The organism is Micromonospora craniellae (assembly GCF_014764405.1).
Lineage (GTDB): Bacteria > Actinomycetota > Actinomycetes > Mycobacteriales > Micromonosporaceae > Micromonospora > Micromonospora craniellae.
Map to the genome: position 1 here is coordinate 1,227,369 of NZ_CP061725.1, position 18,157 is coordinate 1,245,525.

Here is an 18,157-nt window from a genome sequence, read left to right on the forward strand (position 1 = left end):
CTCAAGCCAGGTTCGAGGAGCGGGGGTACGCGTCGGCCGGGTCGGTGAGCACGTTGACCAGGTACGGCACTCTCGCGTCGAACGCCCGCGTCAGGGCGGGGCCCAGGTCGGCCGCCTTGGCGACCGTCTCCCCCGCACCGCCGAGCGCGCTCACCACGTGGTCGTACCGCAGCTCGGGCTGGAGGTCGGCGGCGACGTCGTAGCCGTACATAGCGCGCATCGGGTGCTTCTCCAGGCCCCAGATGCCGTTGTTGCCGACCACGATCACCACCGGCAACTTCTGCCGGACCAGGGACTCGACGTCCATCAGCGAGAACCCGGCGGCGCCGTCGCCCATCAGCACGCAGACCTGCCGGTCCGGGTGGGTGATCCGGGCCCCCATCGCGTAGCCCATGCCGGTGCCGAGGCAGCCGTACGGGCCCGGGTCGAGCCAGGTGCCGGGCTGGGCCGGTTCCAGGTAGCGCCCGGCGTACGAGACGAAGTCACCGCCGTCGCCGATGGTGACCGCGTCGGGGGCGAGGACCTTGCGCAGTTCCCCGTAGACGCGGGCGGGTCGGATCGGGTCCGTCTCGGCGGCCATCTCCTCGGCGTCGCGGGCCTTGGCGGCGTCCTCGGCGGTGCGCAACTGCGCCACCCAGTCGGCGTGGTCGACCCGGTCGCCGGTGTACTCGGCGAACGCGGTGAGCACGGCCCGCAGGTCACCCGCGGGAGCGGCGGCCGGCTCGACGTGTGAGGCGCGCTGGCTCGGCGCGTCCACCACGTGCACCACCTGGGCGTCGCCGAAATCGCCGAAGGAGAGCCGGAAGTCCAGCGGGGTGCCGACCACGACGACCACGTCGGCGCCGGAGAGGGCTACCCGGCGGGCCTTGGCGAAGGCCAGCGGGTGCTCCGGTGGCAGGGCGCCCCGGCCCATGCCGTTGGTGAACACCGGCACGGTGAGCGCCTCGGCGGCGGCGCGCAACGCGTCCACGGCGTCACCGGCGTACACGTCGGAACCGGCGACGATGACCGGGCGGGCCGCACCGGCGATCAGCCGCGCGGCGCGGGCCACCTCGTCGGGGTCGGCCTCGACCGCCTCGACGCCCGCCGCCGTCGGCAGTTCGGCGTCGCCCACCGAGAAGATCGCCTCCAGCGGGAAGTCGAGGAAGACCGGCCCCCGGTGCGGGGTGAGCGCGGTGCGCAGCGCGGCGGCGACGGCCCGGGGGATGTCGTCGGCGGTGAACACCGTCTCGGCGTGCTTGGTGACCGGGGCGACCAGCGGCAGGTGGTCCATCTCCTGGAGGCTGCCCGAGCCCCAGCGGAACTGCGGGGCCCGGCCGCCCAGCACCAGCACCGGCGAGGCGTTGAAGTACGCGCTGGTCAGGCCGGAGACGCCGTTGGTCACGCCCGGTCCGGCGGTGAGCACGGCCATGCCTGGGCGACGCTGGAGCTTCGCCACCGCCTCCGCGGCGAAGACCGCCGACTGCTCGTGCCGCACGTCGTAGATCGGGAAGTCGGACTTGTACGCGGCGTCGTAGAGCGGGAACACGTGCCCGCCGGAAAGGGTGAACATCTCCCGCACCCCGTACGCGCGCAGCGCCGCGAGCGCGAGTTCCCCGCCGTGCCCCTCGATCCGCTCCGTCATTCCCGCTCCTTCTCGTCGGCCGACCGGAGTCACACGCTACTGGCCGGTAGCTGGAATGTGAACCGTCTTCATCGACCGGTGAAGTCCGGCTTCCGCTTCGCCACGAACGCCGCCATCCCCTCCCGCCGGTCGTCGGTGGCGAACAGCGCCGCGAAGAGCTGACTCTCCCAGGCCAGCGCGGAGTTCAGGTCCATGTCCAGGCCGCCGTCCACGGCGAGCTTCGCCGCCCGTAGCGCCTGCACCGGGCCACGCAGGTACGGCTGCACCAGCGCCACCGCCGCGTCGTAGACCTCGCCGGCCGGCGCGACCCGGTCGGCCAGACCGATCCGCAACGCCTCCTGCGCGTCCACCATCCGGCCGGACATGATCAGATCCTTGGCGCGGGCCGGCCCGATCAGCCGGGCCAGCCGCTGGGTGCCGCCGGCACCGGGGATGATGCCGAGCTTGATCTCGGGCTGGCCGAGCTTGGCGTCCTCGGCCACCACCCGCCAGTCGCAGGCGAGCGCCAACTCGCAGCCGCCACCGAGGGCGTACCCGGTGATCGCGGCCACCACCGGCTTGGAGATCCGGGCGATCGCGCCGAGCGCGCTGGACAGGTCGGCCGCCCGGTCGGCCATGTCCACGTAGGACATGTCGGCCATCTCCTTGATGTCCGCGCCGGCCGCGAAGACCTTCTCCCCGCCGTACACGATGACCGCGCGGACCTCGGGATCGGTGGTGGCGGCCGACGCGGCGGCCCGCAACTCCTCCTGCACCTGGGTGTTGAGCGCGTTCATCGGTGGCCGATCCAACCGGATGGTGCCGATGCCGTCCCTGGTCTCCAGCCGCACGAACTCGCCCACGCTGACCCTCACTTCCTCGTTGAAGTCGCGTGCCAACCTTACGGCGCACCTGGTCGGGCACGTAGTCTGGCTGCCAGTCCCACCACCCGGAGTTCCCGCGATGGTCACGTACTACGACGACAGGTCCGTTCAGGTCACCTCCAGTGCCGTCACCGTCGACGGCGACTCGTACCCGCTGACCGAGATCAGCGAGGTCTGGCACCACCGGGGCAACCTGTCCTGGCGGGTGCTGGCCGGACGCGGCGCCCTCGGCGCGGCGATGATCGTCCCGCTGGTCTTCGCCGTCATCGGCATCGCCGTCGGCATCTGGCTCGACCGGTCGCCGACCGTCACCGTCGCCATCATCGGCACCTCCGTGCTGATCGGTCTGGCCGCCCCACCGATCGCCGACCAACTCTTCGAGTACTTCGATCGCTCGTACGCCCGGGGCAGCCGCCAGCGGGAGGTCTGGATCCGCTGGCGCGGGCACCCTGTCCGGCTGCTCCAGACCCGCGACGCGCTGCGGTTCGGACAGATCTACCGCGCCGTGCAACGGGCCATGGAGGCGAGCGAACCGGCACGGCCGCCCCGCCGCCGCTGACCGCGCTGACCTCCACGGGACAGACACAGAACGCCCGGAGGTGGTTAGGCTTAGTGATGGCGCTCTATTACCGGGACGACACGGTACAGGTGACGTCGGAGTCGATCCGGGCCGGAGGACACGTCATCCCGATGCCCGAAGTGACCTACGTCTGGCACGCCAAGGGACAGACCACCCTCGCCGTCCGGGGGCGGGTGCTCGGCCGGGGGGTCCTGGTCCTGCTGCTGTCCCTGCCCCCGCTGGTCGGGCTGGTCTGTGTGATCTCGCTGGCCTGGTCCGCCTCGGACCGGGGCGAGTGGATGCCCGCACTGATCGTCTTCGCCGCCTGTGTGGTCATCGCGCTGGCGCTGGTGCCGTTCCTGGAGATCCCGCTCGGTTGGCTCGACCGCTCGTACGAGCGGGGCAACCGGGTCAACGAGCTGTGGGTGCAGTACCGGGGCCAGGAGGTGATGGTGCTGCGCACCCCCGACGCGTTGCGATTCGGGCAGATCTACCGGGCGGTGCAGCGCGCCGTCGAACAGCAGGGAGACCACTGGTGACCGGCCGCGCGGTGCCACTGGCCGGGGCGGCGCACACTTGACGCCATGGCGATCCCTCTTCCCCGGCCGGCCTCGGTCGTCGGTCTCACTCGTTCCGCCCTCGATCAGGCCGCGTCCTTCGCGGCGGTCCCGACCCGCGCGTTCGCGGTGCTGGACGGCGTGGAGGAGCTGCTGACCCGGATCAACGGCGTGGTGGACCGGATCGAAGGCGTGGTGGACCGGGTCGAGCAGACCCTGGACCGCACCGACCAGATGCTCACCGACGCCGACGTGGCCGTCCGCGAGGTGGTGGTGATCAGTGCAGCGGCCACCACCGCCGTGCAGCAGGCCACCAAGCTCACCGCCACGGCAGCCGGGGTGGTCGGCGAGGCCGAGCGGGTGTCGGCCGCCGCCGCGACAGTGGTGGCCAACGCCGACCGGGTCGCCCGCGCGGCTGCGGGCGTGGTCGACACGGCGCAGTCGGTGGCCGGACGGGCCGCCGGCACGGTGGGCTCGGCGGCCGAGGCGGCGGCCACCGCGGCCGAGTTGCTGGCCGCGTACGAGCCGGCGCTGCGCCGGGCCGCCCCGATGGCCAACCACTTCATCGAGCAGCTCAGCGAAGAGGAGGTGACCGCCGCCGTCCGCCTCGTCGACGAGCTGCCGAGGCTCCGGGAACACCTCACCTCGGACATCCTGCCGATCCTGGCCACCCTCGACCGGGTCGGCCCGGACCTGCACGACCTGCTCGACGTCACCCGGGACCTCAAGCTCGCCGTGGCCGGCATCCCCGGCCTGGGCATGCTGCGTCGGCGGGGCGAGAAGCTCAGCGACGACGCCGGCTGACACGCGACGTCCCGGCCGGTCCCACCGTCCGGCCGCCGCTTCCGCCGCGCACCGGCCCGGTGCGCGGCCGGGCCGTGGTCAGCAGTACGTCACCACCCGGGCCGTCGGCGGCACCGTCACCGCCGCCTCCTCGGCGATCCGGGCGGTGGGCAGGTGCACGGCGCCGGGCAGGCGGCCCTGCTCCCAGGCGGCGTCGCCCCGGGAGTCGACCACCACCAGATCGGGCACCCCGGCGGTCAGGTCGGCGTGCACGTCGGACACGTCGGTCTCGAACCGGAGCCGGTCGAGGAACTGGGTGACGGCGGCGTCCGGCGTGGCGGCCGGTACCGCGAAGACACGACTCATGGCACCGATCCTCGACCAGCGCGACGGTACGGACGACCGGCATCGTCACCGAGGTCTTCGGGCTGCCCCGGCCCGAGCTCGGCGTGCCCTGGTACGAGCTGCGGCTCTGCGCGGAACGGCCCGGCCCGGTGCCGGTGATCGGCGGCGCCAGCCTGCACAGCCCGTACGGCCTGGACGCGCTGGCCGCCGCCGGGACGCTGATCGTGCCCGGGGTGCCCGACGTGCTGTACCTGGACGACGGGGACGTCTGCACCAGCGCGGGCAGCGCCGCCGGTCTGGACCTGTGCGTGCACCTGGTCCGGCGGGACCACGGGGTGGCGATCGCCAACGCGGTGGCCCGGCGGCTGGTGATCGCGCCGCACCGGGACGGCGGTCAGGCGCAGTTCATCGAGACCCCGGTGACGGCCGGCCCGGACGACGACCGGATCGCCGGCAGCCTCGCCTGGGCGTTGGCGCACCTGACCGAACCGTTGACGGTGGCGCGGCTGGCCCGGCAGGCACACATGTCGCCGCGTACCTACCTGCGACACTTCGCCCGGGCCATGCGGACCTCGCCGTCGGCGTACCGCCGGGCCTTCCGCGCCGACGGCGACACCGCACCGACGCGCGCGACCGGGCCCGGCGACGGGCACCTGGCCGGCCGCGGCGGTCAGGGTGCCGGGACGTAGAGCTGGTCGATCTCGACCCGATGCGGCAGCGACACGCTCGCGCCGAGCCGGCGGACGCAGGCCGCGCCGGCCGCCGCCGCCCAGCGGACCGCGTCGACCAGGTCCCGGCCCTCGCCCCAGCCCACCGCGAGCGCCGCGGTGAACGCGTCACCGGCGGCCGTCGAGTCCACCGTGTCCACCCGGACTGCGGGTACGTGCACGGCGGTGCCGTCCCGGTCGCCGTACCAGGCGCCCTGCCCGCCGAGGGTGAGCACCGCCCGGGGCACCAGGTCGAGCAACGCCTGCGGATCGTCCCGACCTCGCCCGGTGTACGTCTGCGCCTCGTTCTCGTTGACCACCAGCAGGTCCACGGCGGCCAGCAGCTCCGGCGGCAACGGGACGGCCGGCGCCGCGTTGAGCACCACCCGGGTACCGGCGGCGCGGGCGGTCACCGCCGCCTCGGTCACCGTCTCGACCGGGATCTCCAACTGCGCGACCAGCACGTCCGCGTCGCGTACGGCGGCCAGCTCGGCCTCGGTGAGCGCGGTCATCGAGCCGTTCGCTCCCGGCGTCACCAGGATCGCGTTCTCGCCCTCGGCGTTGACCATGACCAGGGCCACCCCGGAGGCGCCGTAGCTGGTGCGGAGCTGACTGGCGTCGACCCCGGCGGCGGTGATCCGGGCCCGGAGGGTAACCCCGAACGAGTCGGAGCCGATCGCCCCGAGAAAGGCGCAGGCGGCACCCGCGCGGGCCGCGGCGATGGCCTGGTTCGCCCCTTTGCCGCCGGGCACCGTGACGGAGTCGGTGCCGAGCGTGGTCTCCCCCGGCCGGGGCAGGGCCGGGGCGGTGGCGACCAGGTCCATGTTCGCGCTGCCCACCACGACGACCCGGGTCTGGCGCACGGAAGCCTCCTGCGGCTGGCTCGTGTGTGTGAGGAGGGGTCCCCTGCTATACCGCAGGCGTTAGCAGGGGACCCTTCCTTTCACGCGGCGCGGGCGGTGTAGCGCTCGCCGTGGCGTTCGACCAGCAGCGGCAGGCCGAAGGTCTTGGTCAGGTTGTCGGCCGTGAGGGTGTCGCCCAGCAGCCCCTGGGCCATCACGGCGCCGTCGCGCAGCAGCAGCGCATGGGTGAAGCCGGGCGGGATCTCCTCCACGTGGTGCGTGACGAGCACCAGCGCCGGAGCGTCCGGGTCCTGGGCCAGCTCGGCGAGGCGGGCCACCAGGTCCTCGCGGCCACCGAGGTCGAGCCCGGCCGCCGGTTCGTCCAGCAGCAACAGCTCCGGGTCGGTCATCAGCGCCCGGGCGATCTGCACCCGCTTTCGCTCCCCCTCGGACAGCGTGCCGTACGTCCGCTCGGTCAGCGCGCCGACACCGAGCTGGTCGAGCAGCGCCCGGGCGCGGGACTCGTCGGCCGGGTCGTAGCTCTCCCGCCAGCGGCCCACCACCGACCATGCGGCGGTCATCACCACGTCGACGGCCCGCTCGTCGGTGGGCAGGCGCTCGGCGAGCGCGGCGGTGGCGAGCCCGATGCGGGTACGCAGCTCGGTCACGTCGGTCCGGCCGATCCGCTCGCCCAGCACGTGTGCGGTGCCGGTGGTCGGGTGCAGCCGCCCGGCGGCGAGGTTGAGCAACGTGGTCTTGCCGGCGCCGTTGGGGCCCAGTACCACCCAGCGTTCGTCCAGCTCGACCCGCCAGTCCACATCGTGCAGCAGGGCGGTGCCGGACCGGCGTACGGCGACGCCGTCGAGGCTGACCACCAGATCCGCGTCCACGGGTGAGGGGGCGAGGGCGGCGCCACCGGCGCCAGGGATCAGGTCACCAGTCACCCGCCCATCCAACCACGCACCGGTGAGCTGCCCCCACGGGTGTATGCGCCCGCCGTCGGGTGAGGCGCCGTGTCATTCCTCACCCGAAGGGCGGCTCATGACGAGTGCGGTCATCGAGATCGAGGGTCTGCGGAAGACCTTCCGTAGCCTGCGCCGGGGCAGCCGCGTCGCGGTCGACGGCTTCGACCTGCTCGTCGAGGCCGGTCAGGTGCACGGGTTCCTCGGTCCGAACGGGTCGGGCAAGACGACCACGTTGCGGGCGCTGCTCGGGCTGGTTCGCGCCGACCAGGGCCGGATGCGGGTGCTCGGCGCCTCCGCGCCGGAGCAGTTGCCCCAGGTGGCGGGCCGGGTGGGCGCGATCGTGGAGAGTCCGCAGTTCTTCGGCAACTTCACCGCGTACCGCACGCTGCGGCTGCTCGCGCTGGCCGGAGGCGTACCGGTCACCCGGGTGGACGACGTGCTGGAGCAGGTCGGCCTGCTCGACCGGGCGCACGAGCGGGTCAAGGGTTACTCGCTGGGCATGAAGCAGCGGTTGGCGGTGGCCTCGGCGCTGCTCAAGCGACCGGAGCTGCTGATCCTCGACGAGCCGGCGAACGGGCTGGACCCGGCGGGCATCCGGGAGATGCGCGACCTGATGCGGGCGCTGGCCGAGCGCGGGGTGACCGTGCTGGTGTCCAGCCACATCCTGGCCGAGATCCAGGTGATCTGCGACCACGTCACGATCATCTCGCGGGGGCGGCGGGCGGCCACCGGGCGGGTGGCGGAGGTGCTCGCGGGCCACGACCGGCACGAGTGCCTGGTCCGCGCCGACGACCTGGCCCGGGCCGAGGAGCTGCTGGTGGCCGCCGGGCTGGCCGTCACCGGGCATCCCGACCATCTGGTGGTGGGCGGGGCGCCGGATCCGGCGTTGGTCAACCGGACCCTGGGCGAGCAGGGCCTCTGGGTACGCGAGCTGACTCCACTGCGCCCGGATCTGGAGAGCGTCTTCCTGGATCTGACCGGCACACCGGAGCCACCGGGAGTGCCCCGGCAGGTGGGCGGCACGGCGGACGACGCGACCGTCGGCCGCGAGATCGACCTCGGCACCCGGGAGGTGGGCGCGTGAACCTGTTCCGTGCCGAGGCGGAGCGGCTGGCGGCCCGCCGTTTCGTGCAGCTCATGGTGGCGTTGCTGGCGCTGGCCTTCGTGGTCACCGCAGGAACCACGATCGCCGGTTCGCACCAACCCAGCCCGGCCGAGTTGGCCGCGGCCCAGAAACAGGCCGCCGACGACCGGCGCAGCCTGGAGCTGGAGCACGACTGGTGCCTGGCCCGGCAGCGGGGCGAGCACCCCCGGGACAACGACGACTACCTGCCGTCCGACTGCAGCGAGGTCGATCCGGCCCTGCGGGACCGGTTGCCGGTGGCCGCCGACTACCTCAGCGGCGTGTTCACCTTCACCCGGCAGGCCGAGCCGCTGCTGTACTTCCTGGTGGCGTTCCTGGTGCTGTTCGGATTCCTGGTCGGGGCCTCGGCGATCGGCGCGGATCTGAACTCCGGCGGGGTGGTGAACCTGCTGCTGTGGCGACCGCGCCGGATGACGGTGCTGGGCACCAAGCTCGGCACGCTTCTCGGGGCGGTGCTGGCCCTGTCCCTGCTCGCCTCGGCGGCTTACCTGGTCACCTTCTGGGTGATCGCCCAGCTGGCCGGACATCCGGGCCCGACGAACCCGGCGTTCTGGGGCGAGTTGGGCGCGATCTGGGGTCGTGGCCTGGTGCTGGTGCTGCTGGCCACGGCGATCGGCTTCGCCGTCGCCACGATGGGCCGGCACACCTCGGCTGCCCTCGGCGCGGTGGCCGCGTACCTGGTGGTGTGGGAACTGGGCGGCCGGATCGTGCTGGAGATCGTGGAGGTGGCCCGGCCGGACCAGCTCATGCTGACCAGCTACATCTGGGCGTGGCTCACCGGGAAGGTCGAGCTCTGGGACGACAGCGCCTGCACCGACCTGCTCTCCAGCTACTGCGACGGCCTCTACGTCCTGACCTGGCGACCGGCCCTGGCCGTGCTGCTGTCGCTCACCGCCGGGCTCACCGTGGCGGCCTTCGCGCTGTTCCGGCGCCGCGACCTGACCTGAGCACCGGACCGGAGGTGGCACATGGACGGCGGGACCGCGGGCTCAGCCGACCGTGGAGCCGAAGACCTCGTCCCGGACGGCGTCCAGCGCGGTACGCAACGCCCCGTGCAGGATCGGCTCCTCGGTCAGCCCGGTGGGCACCACCCGAGGGCGTACCAGCGTGATGGCGGCCACCTCGTGCTGCACCCGCTCGGCCAGCGCCGCCCCGCCGGCCTGACCCACCTCGCCGGCGAGCACCACCAGCGGCGGGTCCAGCACCACGCAGGTGCTCGCCACGCCCAGGGCCAGCCGGCGGGCCACCTCGTCGAGCATCGGCCCTCCGGCGGTGCCGTCGGCGATCGCGGCGCGTACCGCGTCGGCCGCACCGGTGTCCGGATAGCCGTGCTCGCGGGCCAGCGCGCGAATCGCGTCGGCACCGGCCACCTGCTGGAACGCCGGTTTGGCCCGCCGGGAGACGTCGCGCGGGATGGGCGCGCCGGGCACCGGCAGATAGCCGATCTCCCCGGCCGCGCCGCTGCTGCCGTGGTGCAGCCGACCGCCCAGCATGATCGCCAGACCGACGCCGGCACCGACCCAGACCAGCACGAAGTCCGACAGGCCCTGGGCCGCGCCGGACTGCGCCTCGGCGACCGCGGCCAGGTTCACGTCGTTCTCGAAGACGACCGGAGTGTCCAGGTCATCGCGGAGCGCGGCGAGCAGACCCCGGTGCCAGCGGGGCAGGTTGAACGCGAAGGTGATGTCGCCGGTGCCCGGGTCGACCAGGCCGGGGGTGCCGAGCACGATCCGCCGTACGCTCGACAGCTGCGCACCGGCGCTGCCCGCCACCTGCACCACCGCGTTGTGCACCACGCCGACCGGGTCGTCGGTGTCCCGGGTGGACTGCTCGACCCGGCCGATCACCGCGCCGGTGATGTCGGCGCAGGCGGCCACCACCCGCTCGGGGCCGACGTCGACGCCGACCACGTGCGCGCTGCCCGGTCGCACCGCATAGAGCTGGGCGTTCGGCCCCCGCCCGCCGGCCTGCTCACCCACTCGGGCGACCAGGCCACGCTCCTCCAACCGCTCCACCAGTTGGGAGGCGGTGACCTTGGACAGGCCGGTCAGCTCGCCGATCCGAGCCCGGGTCAGCGGCCCCTGTTCCAGCAGCAGTTCCAGCGCCGCGCGGTCGTTGAGGGCGCGCAACAGACGTGGGGTGCCGGGCAGCCGGGTCGCACTCATGCCATGTCCTCATGTATTAGTAAACTTTGCTAACTATCTTGCTTTGGTGACAGTAAACCGACCATGGAACGGGTAGCCGTAGCGTATCGGCCGGGTGGAAGCAGGGCTCTCGGCCGACCCGGTACGAGATCCGCACCGGCCGGCACCGAGAGGAGACACCCCGTGGGGCTCGATCCAGGACTCCGCCGGCTCGCGCTGGGCACCCTGCTGGCCGCGTACCCGGGGCCGGTCCCGCCCGACTGGGCGGTCGAACTGGTCGCCGACGGGCTGGCCGGACACACCCTGTTCGGCACCAACATCCACCGACCCGAGCAGGTGGCCGCCGCCACGGCCGCGTTGCGGGGCGGACGGTCCGACGTGCTGGTCGCCATCGACGAGGAGGGCGGCGACGTCACCCGGCTGGCGCACGCCACCGGCAGCCCGTACCCGGGCAACGCGGCGCTCGGCGCGATCGGCGACGTGGCTCTCACCCGCCGGGTCTACCACGCCATCGGCACGGAGCTGGCCGCCCTGGGCATCACCGTCAACCTGGCACCCACCGTCGACGTCAACAGCACCGACGACAACCCGGTCATCGGCACCCGCTCGTTCGGGGCCGACCCGGTCCAGGTGGCCGCCCACTCCGCGGCCGCGACCACCGGACTCCAGGCCGCCGGGGTGGCCGCCTGCGCCAAGCACTTCCCCGGCCACGGCGCGACGATCGCCGACTCCCATCACGAGCTGCCCACCGTGGACGTGCCGCCCGAGCTCCTCCGCCAGCGCGACCTGCCCCCGTTCGCCGCGGTGATAGCGGCGGGAACGAAGGCGGTGATGACCGCACACATCCGGGTCCCCGCACTGACCGGCGACGGACCGGCCACCTTCAGCCGCGCCGTCCTGACGGACCTGCTGCGCGACCGGTACGGCTTCGACGGCGTCGTGGTCACCGACGCGTTGGAGATGCGGGGCGCCACCCTCGCCGCCGGCGGCGTCGCACCGGGCGCGGTGCGGGCCCTGGCCGCCGGAGCCGACCTGCTCTGCATCGGCGCCAAGGTCGACGCGGACCTGGTCGAGACCGTCGTCGCCGAGATCGTCGCCGCGCTGGCTGACGGCCGGCTCGACCGCGCCCGGGTGGAGCAGGCGGCCGGTCGCGTCGCGGCCCTCGCCGCCTGGACCCGGACCGACCGCCCCGACGCCACCGCGCCCGACGGCCTGGGGTACGCCGCCGCACGCCGGGCGGTACGGGTGGAGGGAATCCTGGCCGGGCTGGAGGGACCGCTGGTGGTGCAGTTGCACGCCCATTCGACCATCGCCGAGGGACGGGTGCCGTGGGGTCTCGGCCCGCACCTCGACGGCACCGAGGAGATCCGCGTGGTGGCCACCGAAGCCGACCCGGAGGCGCTGCGCCGCCGCGCCGGCACCCGGCCGATCGTGCTGGTCGGCCGCCACCTGCACCGCCTGCCCGGCGGCCCGGAACTGGCCGCCGCGCTGGCGGCCACGCATCCGGTGGCGGTGGTCGAGATGGGGTGGCCGGCCGCCTGGCGTCCGGCCGGCGTACGGGCCTTCGTCACCACCTTCGGTGCGAGCCACGCCAACGGCCAGGCCGCCGCCGAGGCGTTGGGCCTGACCGCGCACCCGGGATTCACACGCTGAGTCACCCCGCAGTCGACCCGCGTCGACGCGTCCTACCAGGTCAAGTCCGCTTCTCGACACCATAGACCACGCGGTGGCTACTTGCCGACCACCAATCGGATACGTAGCGTGATCGCATCGAGTCGCACGCGGGCCTGGGGGAAGGCTGCGGACCGTGGATCCGGCCCGGGATCCACGGTCCGCGCCCTGCGATCAGACAGACGCAACCAGGACGGCAGCCCGGCGGCGCCGGGCTGCATCCACTCACCGACGTCGGGCAGTGGCGCGGGGGCGACGCTCCAGCGGAACACGTCGTCGTGCACGACCCAGCCCGGATGACCGACCGCCGCCGGCAGCGCACCCGGTAGCGACTCCGGCCGCGGGTCGAGCATCGCCCCACCTCCCGCACCGTCGCGCCGGCTCCCGCCGATCACGGTACGTCGGGCGCTCCGGGCCGCGGTACCGATCAGGTGACCGACACCCCGGACGGGAACCCGACCCATCGACCAACCGTCATATCCATTTCCATACATGGACAACTTTCTTTGGAACGGTGGGGACATGCCGATTCAGCCCAATGACCGCTACGGGCAGGACACCCGACGGATATGGGGTGACGCGGGACGCTTCCCGGGCCAGCCCTCGTACCGCGGTCACCGCGCCGACCTCGGCACACTCTCCTGGCACGACCTGAACGCGCTGCCGGCGGGCTTCTCCTCCCGCCGCCACCTCAACACCCACTGAGGACCCTCCGACGCCCGGGATGACCCGGCGAGCCAGCGCGTCCTTTCGCACACCTGTCGGGTAACGTCTGCTGGTCCTCCGACAGGCCACGACAGGAGCAACTGCGCACATGGGCAAGAAGACGATCCGCGTCTCCGACTTCAGCGGCACGGCGCTGGGCCCCGACGACGAGGCGGTCCGCGTCGTCGTCGTCGAGCATCCTGACCTGGTGGCCGGGCCCGTGCAGTTGGACGCGATACCGGTGGAGGTGGAGAGCATCGACGACGCCGCGCTGGACGTGGCGGTGGTCGAGATCCACGACCGGCACGGCAACGGGGAGCCGCGCCGAGTGGTGCTGACCGCGAGCGAGTTCGACGCGATGGCCACCGACATGCCGATGGCCCAACTGCTGAAGACCGCCGAGCGGGTACGCCCGCCGAAGGCGCGGCGCGCGGCGGAGAAGATCGACTACGGCGCCATCGAGCACGCCGGGAAGCCGCACCGGGGACGGGTCACCGAGGAGGAGGCCCGGCTGGTGCGCGAGCACCTGGACGAGGTCAACAAGCGCCTCGCCGACGCCGGGCTGCGCCAGATCGAGCCGGCGGACCCGGAGCACGCGGCCCGGTACGGCTTCCCCACCGCGTCCTGATCGCCTACTCGAACACCCGGATCTTGGCCAGGGCCGCCGCGATGTTCGCCTCCGCGGCGGCCTTGTCGACGCCGAGACCGGTCAGCACGCCCTCACCGTCCTCCTGCTCCAACAGCGCCAGCAGGATGTGCTCCGTACCGATGTAGTTGTGGCCCAGCCGGAGCGCCTCACGGAAGGTCAACTCCAGCGCCTTCTTGCCGGCCGCGTCGTACGGGACCAGGTCCGGAACCTTGTCCACGGACGGCGGCAGTGCGGCGGTGGCCGCCTCGCGTAGCGCCTCGGCCGAGATCCCGCCGGCGGCCAGCGCCTTCACGGCCAGCCCGTCCGGCTCGGCGAGCAGGCCGAGCACCAAATGCACCGGCCCGATCTCGGCGTTGCCGGCGGCACGGGCCTCGTTCTGCGAGGCCATCACGACGTTGCGGGCCCGTGGGGTGAATCGGTTGAACCCCTGCTGCGGGTCGATCGGCCCGGCGTCCCCCTTGGACACGAAGCGCTTCTGCGCAGCCTGCTTGCTCACCCCCATGCTGCGACCGATGTCGGTCCAGGAGGCGCCGGAGCGGCGGGCCTGGTCCACGAAGTGACCGATGAGATGGTCGGCGACCTCGCCGATGTGGTCGGCGACCATCACCGCGTCGGTGAGCTGGTCGAGTGCGTCGGTGTGGGCCTGCTTGATGGCTTGGATCAGGTCGTCGAGCCGGACGGGAGTGTTCATCGGGACCGGATTCGTCATGCGTCAACCATAGGTTGACGCTCGCCATCGTCAACCAAAAGTTGACGATCACCGAGCGTGGCGCGGCGCCATGATCGCTGTTAACAACCTTGACTAAATCTTCATAAATCGACAGACTGCGATTCGGAGAGCGCTCTCCCCTCCTCGTCGGGGCACCAGCCTCATCCGCCCACCCCCAAGGAGACCATCGTGTCCACCATCTCCCACAGGCTCCGACGGACAGCCGCCGTCCTCGCCGCAGCCGTCGTCGCCAGCCTGCTCGTCGTACCCGTGACCGCCGCGCCGGCCGCCGCCGCCATCGGCGGGCTCACCTGGCAGGACGAGTTCAACGCCCTGCCCGGCACGCCGGTCGACCAGTCCAAGTGGCGCTTCGACATCGGCGGCCACGGCTGGGGCAACAACGAGCGGCAGTACTACACCAACAGCACCAGCAACGCGGTGCACGACGGGCAGGGCAACCTGGTCATCACCGCGCGCCGGGAGAACCCGGCCAACTACCAGTGCCACTACGGCCGGTGCGAGTACACCTCGGCCCGACTGCTCACCGCCGCCACCTTCAGCCAGGCGTACGGCCGGTTCGAGGCCCGCATCAAGATTCCTCGCGGTCAGGGGATCTGGCCGGCCTTCTGGATGCTCGGCAACGACTTCGGCAACGTCGGCTGGCCGGCCTCCGGCGAGATCGACATCATGGAGAACATCGGCCGCGAGCCGAACACCGTGCACGGCACCATCCACGGGCCGGGCTACTCCGGCGGCGGCGGGATCACCGGCAGCCGCGTCATCGGGCAGCCGCTGGCCGACGCCTTCCACACCTACCGGGTCGACTGGGAACCGAACAGCATCCGCTGGTACCTCGACGGCCAGGAGTTCTTCCGCGTCGACCCGAGCCGGCTCGGCGGTAACCGCTGGGTGTTCGACCACCCGTTCTTCATGATCCTGAACGTCGCGGTCGGCGGCAACTGGCCCGGCCACCCGGACGCGAGCACCCGGTTCCCGCAGCAGATGCTGGTCGACTACGTACGGGTCTACGCGTACGTCCCGGACGGCAACACCGGCACCACCCGGATCCGGGGCCAGCAGAGTGGACGGTGCATCGACATCCCCAGCGCCAACCCGTACGACGGGGCGCCGTTGCAGATCTGGGACTGCAACACCACCGCCGCCCAGGCGTGGACCTTCGCCGCCGACGGCACCGTACGCGCCATGGGCAAGTGCATGGACCCGGCCTGGGCCGGCACCGCCAACGGCACCGAGGTCAACCTGGTCGCCTGCAACGGCAACCCGGCCCAGCGGTTCACCCTCAGCCCCGCCGGTGACCTGGTGAACCTCAGCGCGAACCGGTGTGTCGACGTCCGGGAGAACAACCCGAACAACGGCGGCCGGCTGCAACTCTGGGACTGCGCCGGCACCGCCAACCAGAAGTGGTCCCGCGCCTGACCGCAGCGCCCGTGGGCTCACCGCCGTCGGCGGTGAGCCCACACGCCTTCTCAGCCGTAAGAGTCGATGACGGGCACGGCGGGTAATAGCCCTACGGTCACCGAGGTACGGGAGGCGACGTGGAGAACAATCAAGCGGCCGACGGGCGGCGGTTCTGGTGGTGGCTCGGCGGAGCACTGCTGGTCCTGGTGGTGGTGCTGGTGTCCACCTGGACCTGGGTGACGGTCCGCGGCGACGGCCGGTCCGGGCACGTCGTCACCGGCAGCGCCGACGACCTGCGGGAGGCCACCTTCGTCCTGCTCGACGGCGCCGACGTGGTGCGGCTGCGCACCGCCGACCTCGGCGGGGACGCGTACCGGGTGTCGACGCCCCGCGACGCGGGCGTGCGCCCTGCGGTCTCCCTCACCGACGGCAGCCTGCTCACCAGCCTGCGCAGCAGCGGACAGGACGGGCCAGCCATCGTCGAGGTGGTGCTGCACCACTCCGTACGCTGGCATCTCCGGCTCAGCGGCGGCGCCAAGGAGCAGCACCTCGACCTGCGCGACGCCCAGCTCGGCGACGTCGAGTTCACCGCCGGAGCGAACCGGATCGAGCTGACCCTGCCGCCGGCCGACGGGACACAGCGCACCGTCCTCAGTGGTGGCGCGAGCCAGGTCGTCGTCCGCCTGGCCGGTGACGCCCCGGTGCGGGTACGCGCGGGCGGTGGCGCCGGGTCGGTCACCGTCGACGGGTCCACCCACTCCGGCGTGGCCGGCGGCACGGTGCTGACGCCACCGGAGTGGGAGTCGGCCCCGGACCGCTACGACATCGACGCCACCTCCGGCGTCTCCACCCTCACCGTCGACCGCACCGACGCCGACCGCTGAACCCCGCCCGGCCACCGGTCGGCATCGAGCGCCTGGATACCGTACGTCGGCGAGGGCGGGCAGAGGGCCTCGCCGTCTGGAGTGAAGGTGGTCGACACCATGCGTCTGCACGTCGGATGTGCGATGTGGGCGCACAAGGCATGGCAGGGTCGACTGCTGGCCCATCCGCTGCCGACGCAGGAACGGCTGCGGCACTACGCCGGGTGGTGCGACGCGGTCGAGGGCAACACGACGTTCTACGCCACGCCGACCCGGGACACCGTGGCCACCTGGGTGCAGCAGACCGGCACCGACTTCCGGTTCGTGGCCAAGCTGCCGAAGGTGGTGACCCACGAACGCCGACTCAGCGAGGTCACCGAGCCGATGCGGGTGTTCCTGGACGCGATCGCGCCGCTCGGCCCGCGCGCCCACGCCCTCTGGGTCCAGCTTCCCGGTTCGTTCGGCCCGGACGACGTACCCACGCTGGCCCGCTTCCTGCGCCGGCTGCCCGCCACCTACCGGGCGGCGGTGGAGGTCCGCCATCCCGCCTTCTTCACCGAGACACGTGCGACGCGGCTGCTGGAGACCGTGCTCGGTGAGGCGGACGCCGAATGGGTCTCCTTCGACACCACCGCCTTCTTCGCCGCACCGCCGACCAGCGACGCCGAACGCGACGCCTGGACCAAGAAGCCACGGATGCCGCTACGCACCCACGCGCTGACCGACCGGCCCATCGTGCGGTACCTCGGCCGTGACGACGCCGACCGGACGGTCGAGGGCTGGCAGCACTGGGTCGACATCACCGTCGACTGGCTGCGCGAGGGCCGCTCCCCCACCATGTTCGTGCACACCCCCGACAACGTCGACGCGCCCGTCCTCGCCCGCCGCTTCCACGACGAGGTCCGCGCCCGCGTACCCGACCTGGCGCCTCTGCCCGAGCCGATCCCGCTGGAGCCCACCACCCTGTTCTGACCCGCCGCACGGCATCGGTCATGCTACGAGCCGACCTTGCTGACCTGCACGAACGGGCGGTCGTCCCACCAGATCGCGTGGATGATGAAGCTGCGGCCCGGCGCATTGAAGTAGACCGCCATGTTGTCCGGCGAGTTCTGCACCTTCTGCACCGCGTACCCGTCCGCCGGGGTCGCCGTGACCAGCTCGACCACGCCCACCGAGGTCATCCGGACGACCGCCTGGCCGCCCTCCACGCGGAACGAGCGGACGTAGCTGCGGACGCCGTCGTCGCCCACCGTCACCGTCCAACCGTCCTCGGTGGTCACGGTCGGTGCGGTGGTCCGGCTCGGTCTCGTCGTCGGGCGGCGGCTCTGCACCGCTTGCGGCGTGGTGCTCTCCGTCTGGTCGGGGCTCGTGCGGGGTGTCGGCGACGTCGTACCGGTCGGCACGGCCGCCGACGATGGCAGTGGCGTCGGCGGGCCGGGTGTCTGGGCCGCGGGTAGACGGCTCAGCGTCCGGTCCTCCGCGACCGGCTCCCGCAACACGGGCAGGATCGCCATCGACGCGAGCACGATGCTCGACGCGGTGGCGACGCACCACCCCGCGATCGGCGCCCACCAGGAAGATCGCACGAAGACATCGTCTCATCTACCC

General features: G+C 72.6%; 19 protein-coding genes and 2 pseudogenes. 12 read left to right on the forward strand and 9 right to left on the reverse strand.

The window, feature by feature from the left end; translation table 11 throughout:
• Position 1: 1 nt before the first annotated feature.
• Together ID554_RS05620 and ID554_RS05625 are read right to left on the reverse strand one after the other, a co-directional pair.
• Positions 2–1,624: an acetolactate synthase gene (locus ID554_RS05620; protein WP_117229597.1), complete on the reverse strand. Its 1,623-nt coding sequence runs from the start codon at positions 1,622–1,624 to the stop codon at positions 2–4.
• Positions 1,625–1,692: 68 nt separating this feature from the next.
• Entirely contained in the window at positions 1,693–2,466 is a 774-nt protein-coding gene (locus ID554_RS05625; RefSeq protein WP_117229598.1) for an enoyl-CoA hydratase/isomerase family protein, read from the reverse strand.
• Positions 2,467–2,566: 100 nt separating this feature from the next.
• Between ID554_RS05625 and ID554_RS05630 the strand changes: the two genes are divergently transcribed.
• From ID554_RS05630 to ID554_RS05640, 3 genes are read left to right on the forward strand one after another with little or no spacing between them, the layout of a single operon-like run.
• A complete protein-coding gene (locus ID554_RS05630; protein ID WP_117229599.1) occupies positions 2,567–3,046 on the forward strand; it encodes a DUF6232 family protein in 480 nt (159 codons plus the stop codon).
• A 56-nt stretch (positions 3,047–3,102) separates the two neighbouring features.
• Positions 3,103–3,585 (forward strand): DUF6232 family protein, encoded by a 483-nt coding sequence (locus ID554_RS05635; RefSeq protein ID WP_117229600.1) that lies wholly within the window; start codon positions 3,103–3,105, stop codon positions 3,583–3,585.
• Between the two features lie 45 nt (positions 3,586–3,630).
• Positions 3,631–4,407: a hypothetical protein gene (locus ID554_RS05640; RefSeq protein ID WP_117229601.1), complete on the forward strand. Its 777-nt coding sequence runs from the start codon at positions 3,631–3,633 to the stop codon at positions 4,405–4,407.
• A 78-nt stretch (positions 4,408–4,485) separates the two neighbouring features.
• Here the strand turns inward: ID554_RS05640 and ID554_RS05645 are convergent, their stop codons facing one another.
• Positions 4,486–4,752: a rhodanese-like domain-containing protein gene (locus tag ID554_RS05645; protein ID WP_191088723.1), complete on the reverse strand. Its 267-nt coding sequence runs from the start codon at positions 4,750–4,752 to the stop codon at positions 4,486–4,488.
• A 41-nt stretch (positions 4,753–4,793) separates the two neighbouring features.
• Here ID554_RS05645 and ID554_RS05650 point away from each other — a divergent pair.
• Positions 4,794–5,309 (forward strand): annotated as a pseudogene (locus tag ID554_RS05650) (AraC family transcriptional regulator); the annotation flags it as partial.
• A gap of 92 nt (positions 5,310–5,401) precedes the next feature.
• On the opposite strand, the gene ID554_RS05655 reads toward ID554_RS05650, so the two are convergent.
• Both ID554_RS05655 and ID554_RS05660 read right to left on the reverse strand, forming a co-directional pair.
• On the reverse strand, positions 5,402–6,301 hold the full coding sequence (locus ID554_RS05655; protein ID WP_117229604.1) for a ribokinase: 900 nt from the start codon (positions 6,299–6,301) through the stop codon (positions 5,402–5,404).
• A gap of 80 nt (positions 6,302–6,381) precedes the next feature.
• Entirely contained in the window at positions 6,382–7,224 is an 843-nt protein-coding gene (locus ID554_RS05660) for an ABC transporter ATP-binding protein (protein WP_117229605.1), read from the reverse strand.
• A 97-nt stretch (positions 7,225–7,321) separates the two neighbouring features.
• Between ID554_RS05660 and ID554_RS05665 the strand changes: the two genes are divergently transcribed.
• Positions 7,322–8,329 carry an ABC transporter ATP-binding protein gene (locus ID554_RS05665; RefSeq protein WP_117229606.1) on the forward strand — a complete coding sequence of 336 codons (1,008 nt, stop codon included), beginning with the start codon at positions 7,322–7,324 and terminating at the stop codon, positions 8,327–8,329.
• Positions 8,326–9,336, forward strand: a complete 1,011-nt coding sequence (locus ID554_RS05670; protein ID WP_117229607.1) for an ABC transporter permease subunit — start codon at positions 8,326–8,328, stop codon at positions 9,334–9,336. The genes ID554_RS05665 and ID554_RS05670 overlap by 4 nt, the downstream gene beginning before the upstream one ends.
• 42 nt (positions 9,337–9,378) lie before the next feature.
• Here ID554_RS05670 and ID554_RS05675 read toward each other — a convergent pair whose 3' ends face one another.
• The gene (locus ID554_RS05675) at positions 9,379–10,554 is read right to left on the reverse strand and encodes an ROK family transcriptional regulator (protein ID WP_117229608.1); all 1,176 of its coding nucleotides are present in this window, start codon (positions 10,552–10,554) and stop codon (positions 9,379–9,381) included.
• Between the two features lie 162 nt (positions 10,555–10,716).
• On the opposite strand from ID554_RS05675, the gene ID554_RS05680 reads away from it, so the two are divergent.
• Positions 10,717–12,186, forward strand: a complete 1,470-nt coding sequence (locus ID554_RS05680) for a glycoside hydrolase family 3 protein (protein WP_117229609.1) — start codon at positions 10,717–10,719, stop codon at positions 12,184–12,186.
• Between the two features lie 188 nt (positions 12,187–12,374).
• Here ID554_RS05680 and ID554_RS05685 read toward each other — a convergent pair.
• Positions 12,375–12,533 (reverse strand): annotated as a pseudogene (locus tag ID554_RS05685) (GNAT family N-acetyltransferase); the annotation flags it as partial.
• 193 nt (positions 12,534–12,726) lie between these two features.
• Between ID554_RS05685 and ID554_RS05690 the strand changes: the two are divergent.
• On the forward strand, positions 12,727–12,909 hold the full coding sequence (locus tag ID554_RS05690; protein ID WP_117229627.1) for a DNA repair protein: 183 nt from the start codon (positions 12,727–12,729) through the stop codon (positions 12,907–12,909).
• A gap of 109 nt (positions 12,910–13,018) precedes the next feature.
• Positions 13,019–13,537 carry a hypothetical protein gene (locus ID554_RS05695; protein ID WP_117229610.1) on the forward strand — a complete coding sequence of 173 codons (519 nt, stop codon included), beginning with the start codon at positions 13,019–13,021 and terminating at the stop codon, positions 13,535–13,537.
• Between the two features lie 4 nt (positions 13,538–13,541).
• Here the strand turns inward: ID554_RS05695 and ID554_RS05700 are convergent, their stop codons facing one another.
• A complete protein-coding gene (locus ID554_RS05700; RefSeq protein WP_117229611.1) occupies positions 13,542–14,267 on the reverse strand; it encodes a Clp protease N-terminal domain-containing protein in 726 nt (241 codons plus the stop codon).
• A 189-nt stretch (positions 14,268–14,456) separates the two neighbouring features.
• On the opposite strand from ID554_RS05700, the gene ID554_RS05705 reads away from it, so the two are divergent.
• The 3 genes from ID554_RS05705 to ID554_RS05715 all read left to right on the forward strand — a co-directional run bounded on the left by ID554_RS05705 (position 14,457) and on the right by ID554_RS05715 (position 17,521).
• A complete protein-coding gene (locus ID554_RS05705) occupies positions 14,457–15,704 on the forward strand; it encodes a glycoside hydrolase family 16 protein (RefSeq protein ID WP_117229612.1) in 1,248 nt (415 codons plus the stop codon).
• A 119-nt stretch (positions 15,705–15,823) separates the two neighbouring features.
• Positions 15,824–16,570 (forward strand): hypothetical protein, encoded by a 747-nt coding sequence (locus ID554_RS05710; RefSeq protein ID WP_117229613.1) that lies wholly within the window; start codon positions 15,824–15,826, stop codon positions 16,568–16,570.
• A 123-nt stretch (positions 16,571–16,693) separates the two neighbouring features.
• A complete protein-coding gene (locus ID554_RS05715) occupies positions 16,694–17,521 on the forward strand; it encodes a DUF72 domain-containing protein (RefSeq protein WP_199489254.1) in 828 nt (275 codons plus the stop codon).
• Positions 17,522–17,544: 23 nt separating this feature from the next.
• Here ID554_RS05715 and ID554_RS05720 read toward each other — a convergent pair whose 3' ends face one another.
• On the reverse strand, positions 17,545–18,135 hold the full coding sequence (locus ID554_RS05720) for a DNA mismatch repair protein MutL (protein WP_117229614.1): 591 nt from the start codon (positions 18,133–18,135) through the stop codon (positions 17,545–17,547).
• Between the last annotated feature and the right edge of the window lie 22 nt (positions 18,136–18,157).

Bases quoted from the DNA above. Each gene is read 5' to 3' on its own strand.
- ID554_RS05620 (WP_117229597.1), bottom strand. From the start codon at position 1,624: ATGACGGAGCGGATCGAGGGGCACGGCGGGGAACTCGCGCTCGCGGCG.
- ID554_RS05630 (WP_117229599.1), top strand. From the start codon at position 2,567: ATGGTCACGTACTACGACGACAGGTCCGTTCAGGTCACCTCCAGTGCC.
- ID554_RS05635 (WP_117229600.1), top strand. From the start codon at position 3,103: ATGGCGCTCTATTACCGGGACGACACGGTACAGGTGACGTCGGAGTCG.
- ID554_RS05640 (WP_117229601.1), top strand. From the start codon at position 3,631: ATGGCGATCCCTCTTCCCCGGCCGGCCTCGGTCGTCGGTCTCACTCGT.
- ID554_RS05645 (WP_191088723.1), bottom strand. From the start codon at position 4,752: ATGAGTCGTGTCTTCGCGGTACCGGCCGCCACGCCGGACGCCGCCGTC.
- ID554_RS05665 (WP_117229606.1), top strand. From the start codon at position 7,322: ATGACGAGTGCGGTCATCGAGATCGAGGGTCTGCGGAAGACCTTCCGT.
- ID554_RS05675 (WP_117229608.1), bottom strand. From the start codon at position 10,554: ATGAGTGCGACCCGGCTGCCCGGCACCCCACGTCTGTTGCGCGCCCTC.
- ID554_RS05690 (WP_117229627.1), top strand. From the start codon at position 12,727: ATGCCGATTCAGCCCAATGACCGCTACGGGCAGGACACCCGACGGATA.
- ID554_RS05695 (WP_117229610.1), top strand. From the start codon at position 13,019: ATGGGCAAGAAGACGATCCGCGTCTCCGACTTCAGCGGCACGGCGCTG.
- ID554_RS05700 (WP_117229611.1), bottom strand. From the start codon at position 14,267: ATGACGAATCCGGTCCCGATGAACACTCCCGTCCGGCTCGACGACCTG.
- ID554_RS05715 (WP_199489254.1), top strand. From the start codon at position 16,694: ATGTGGGCGCACAAGGCATGGCAGGGTCGACTGCTGGCCCATCCGCTG.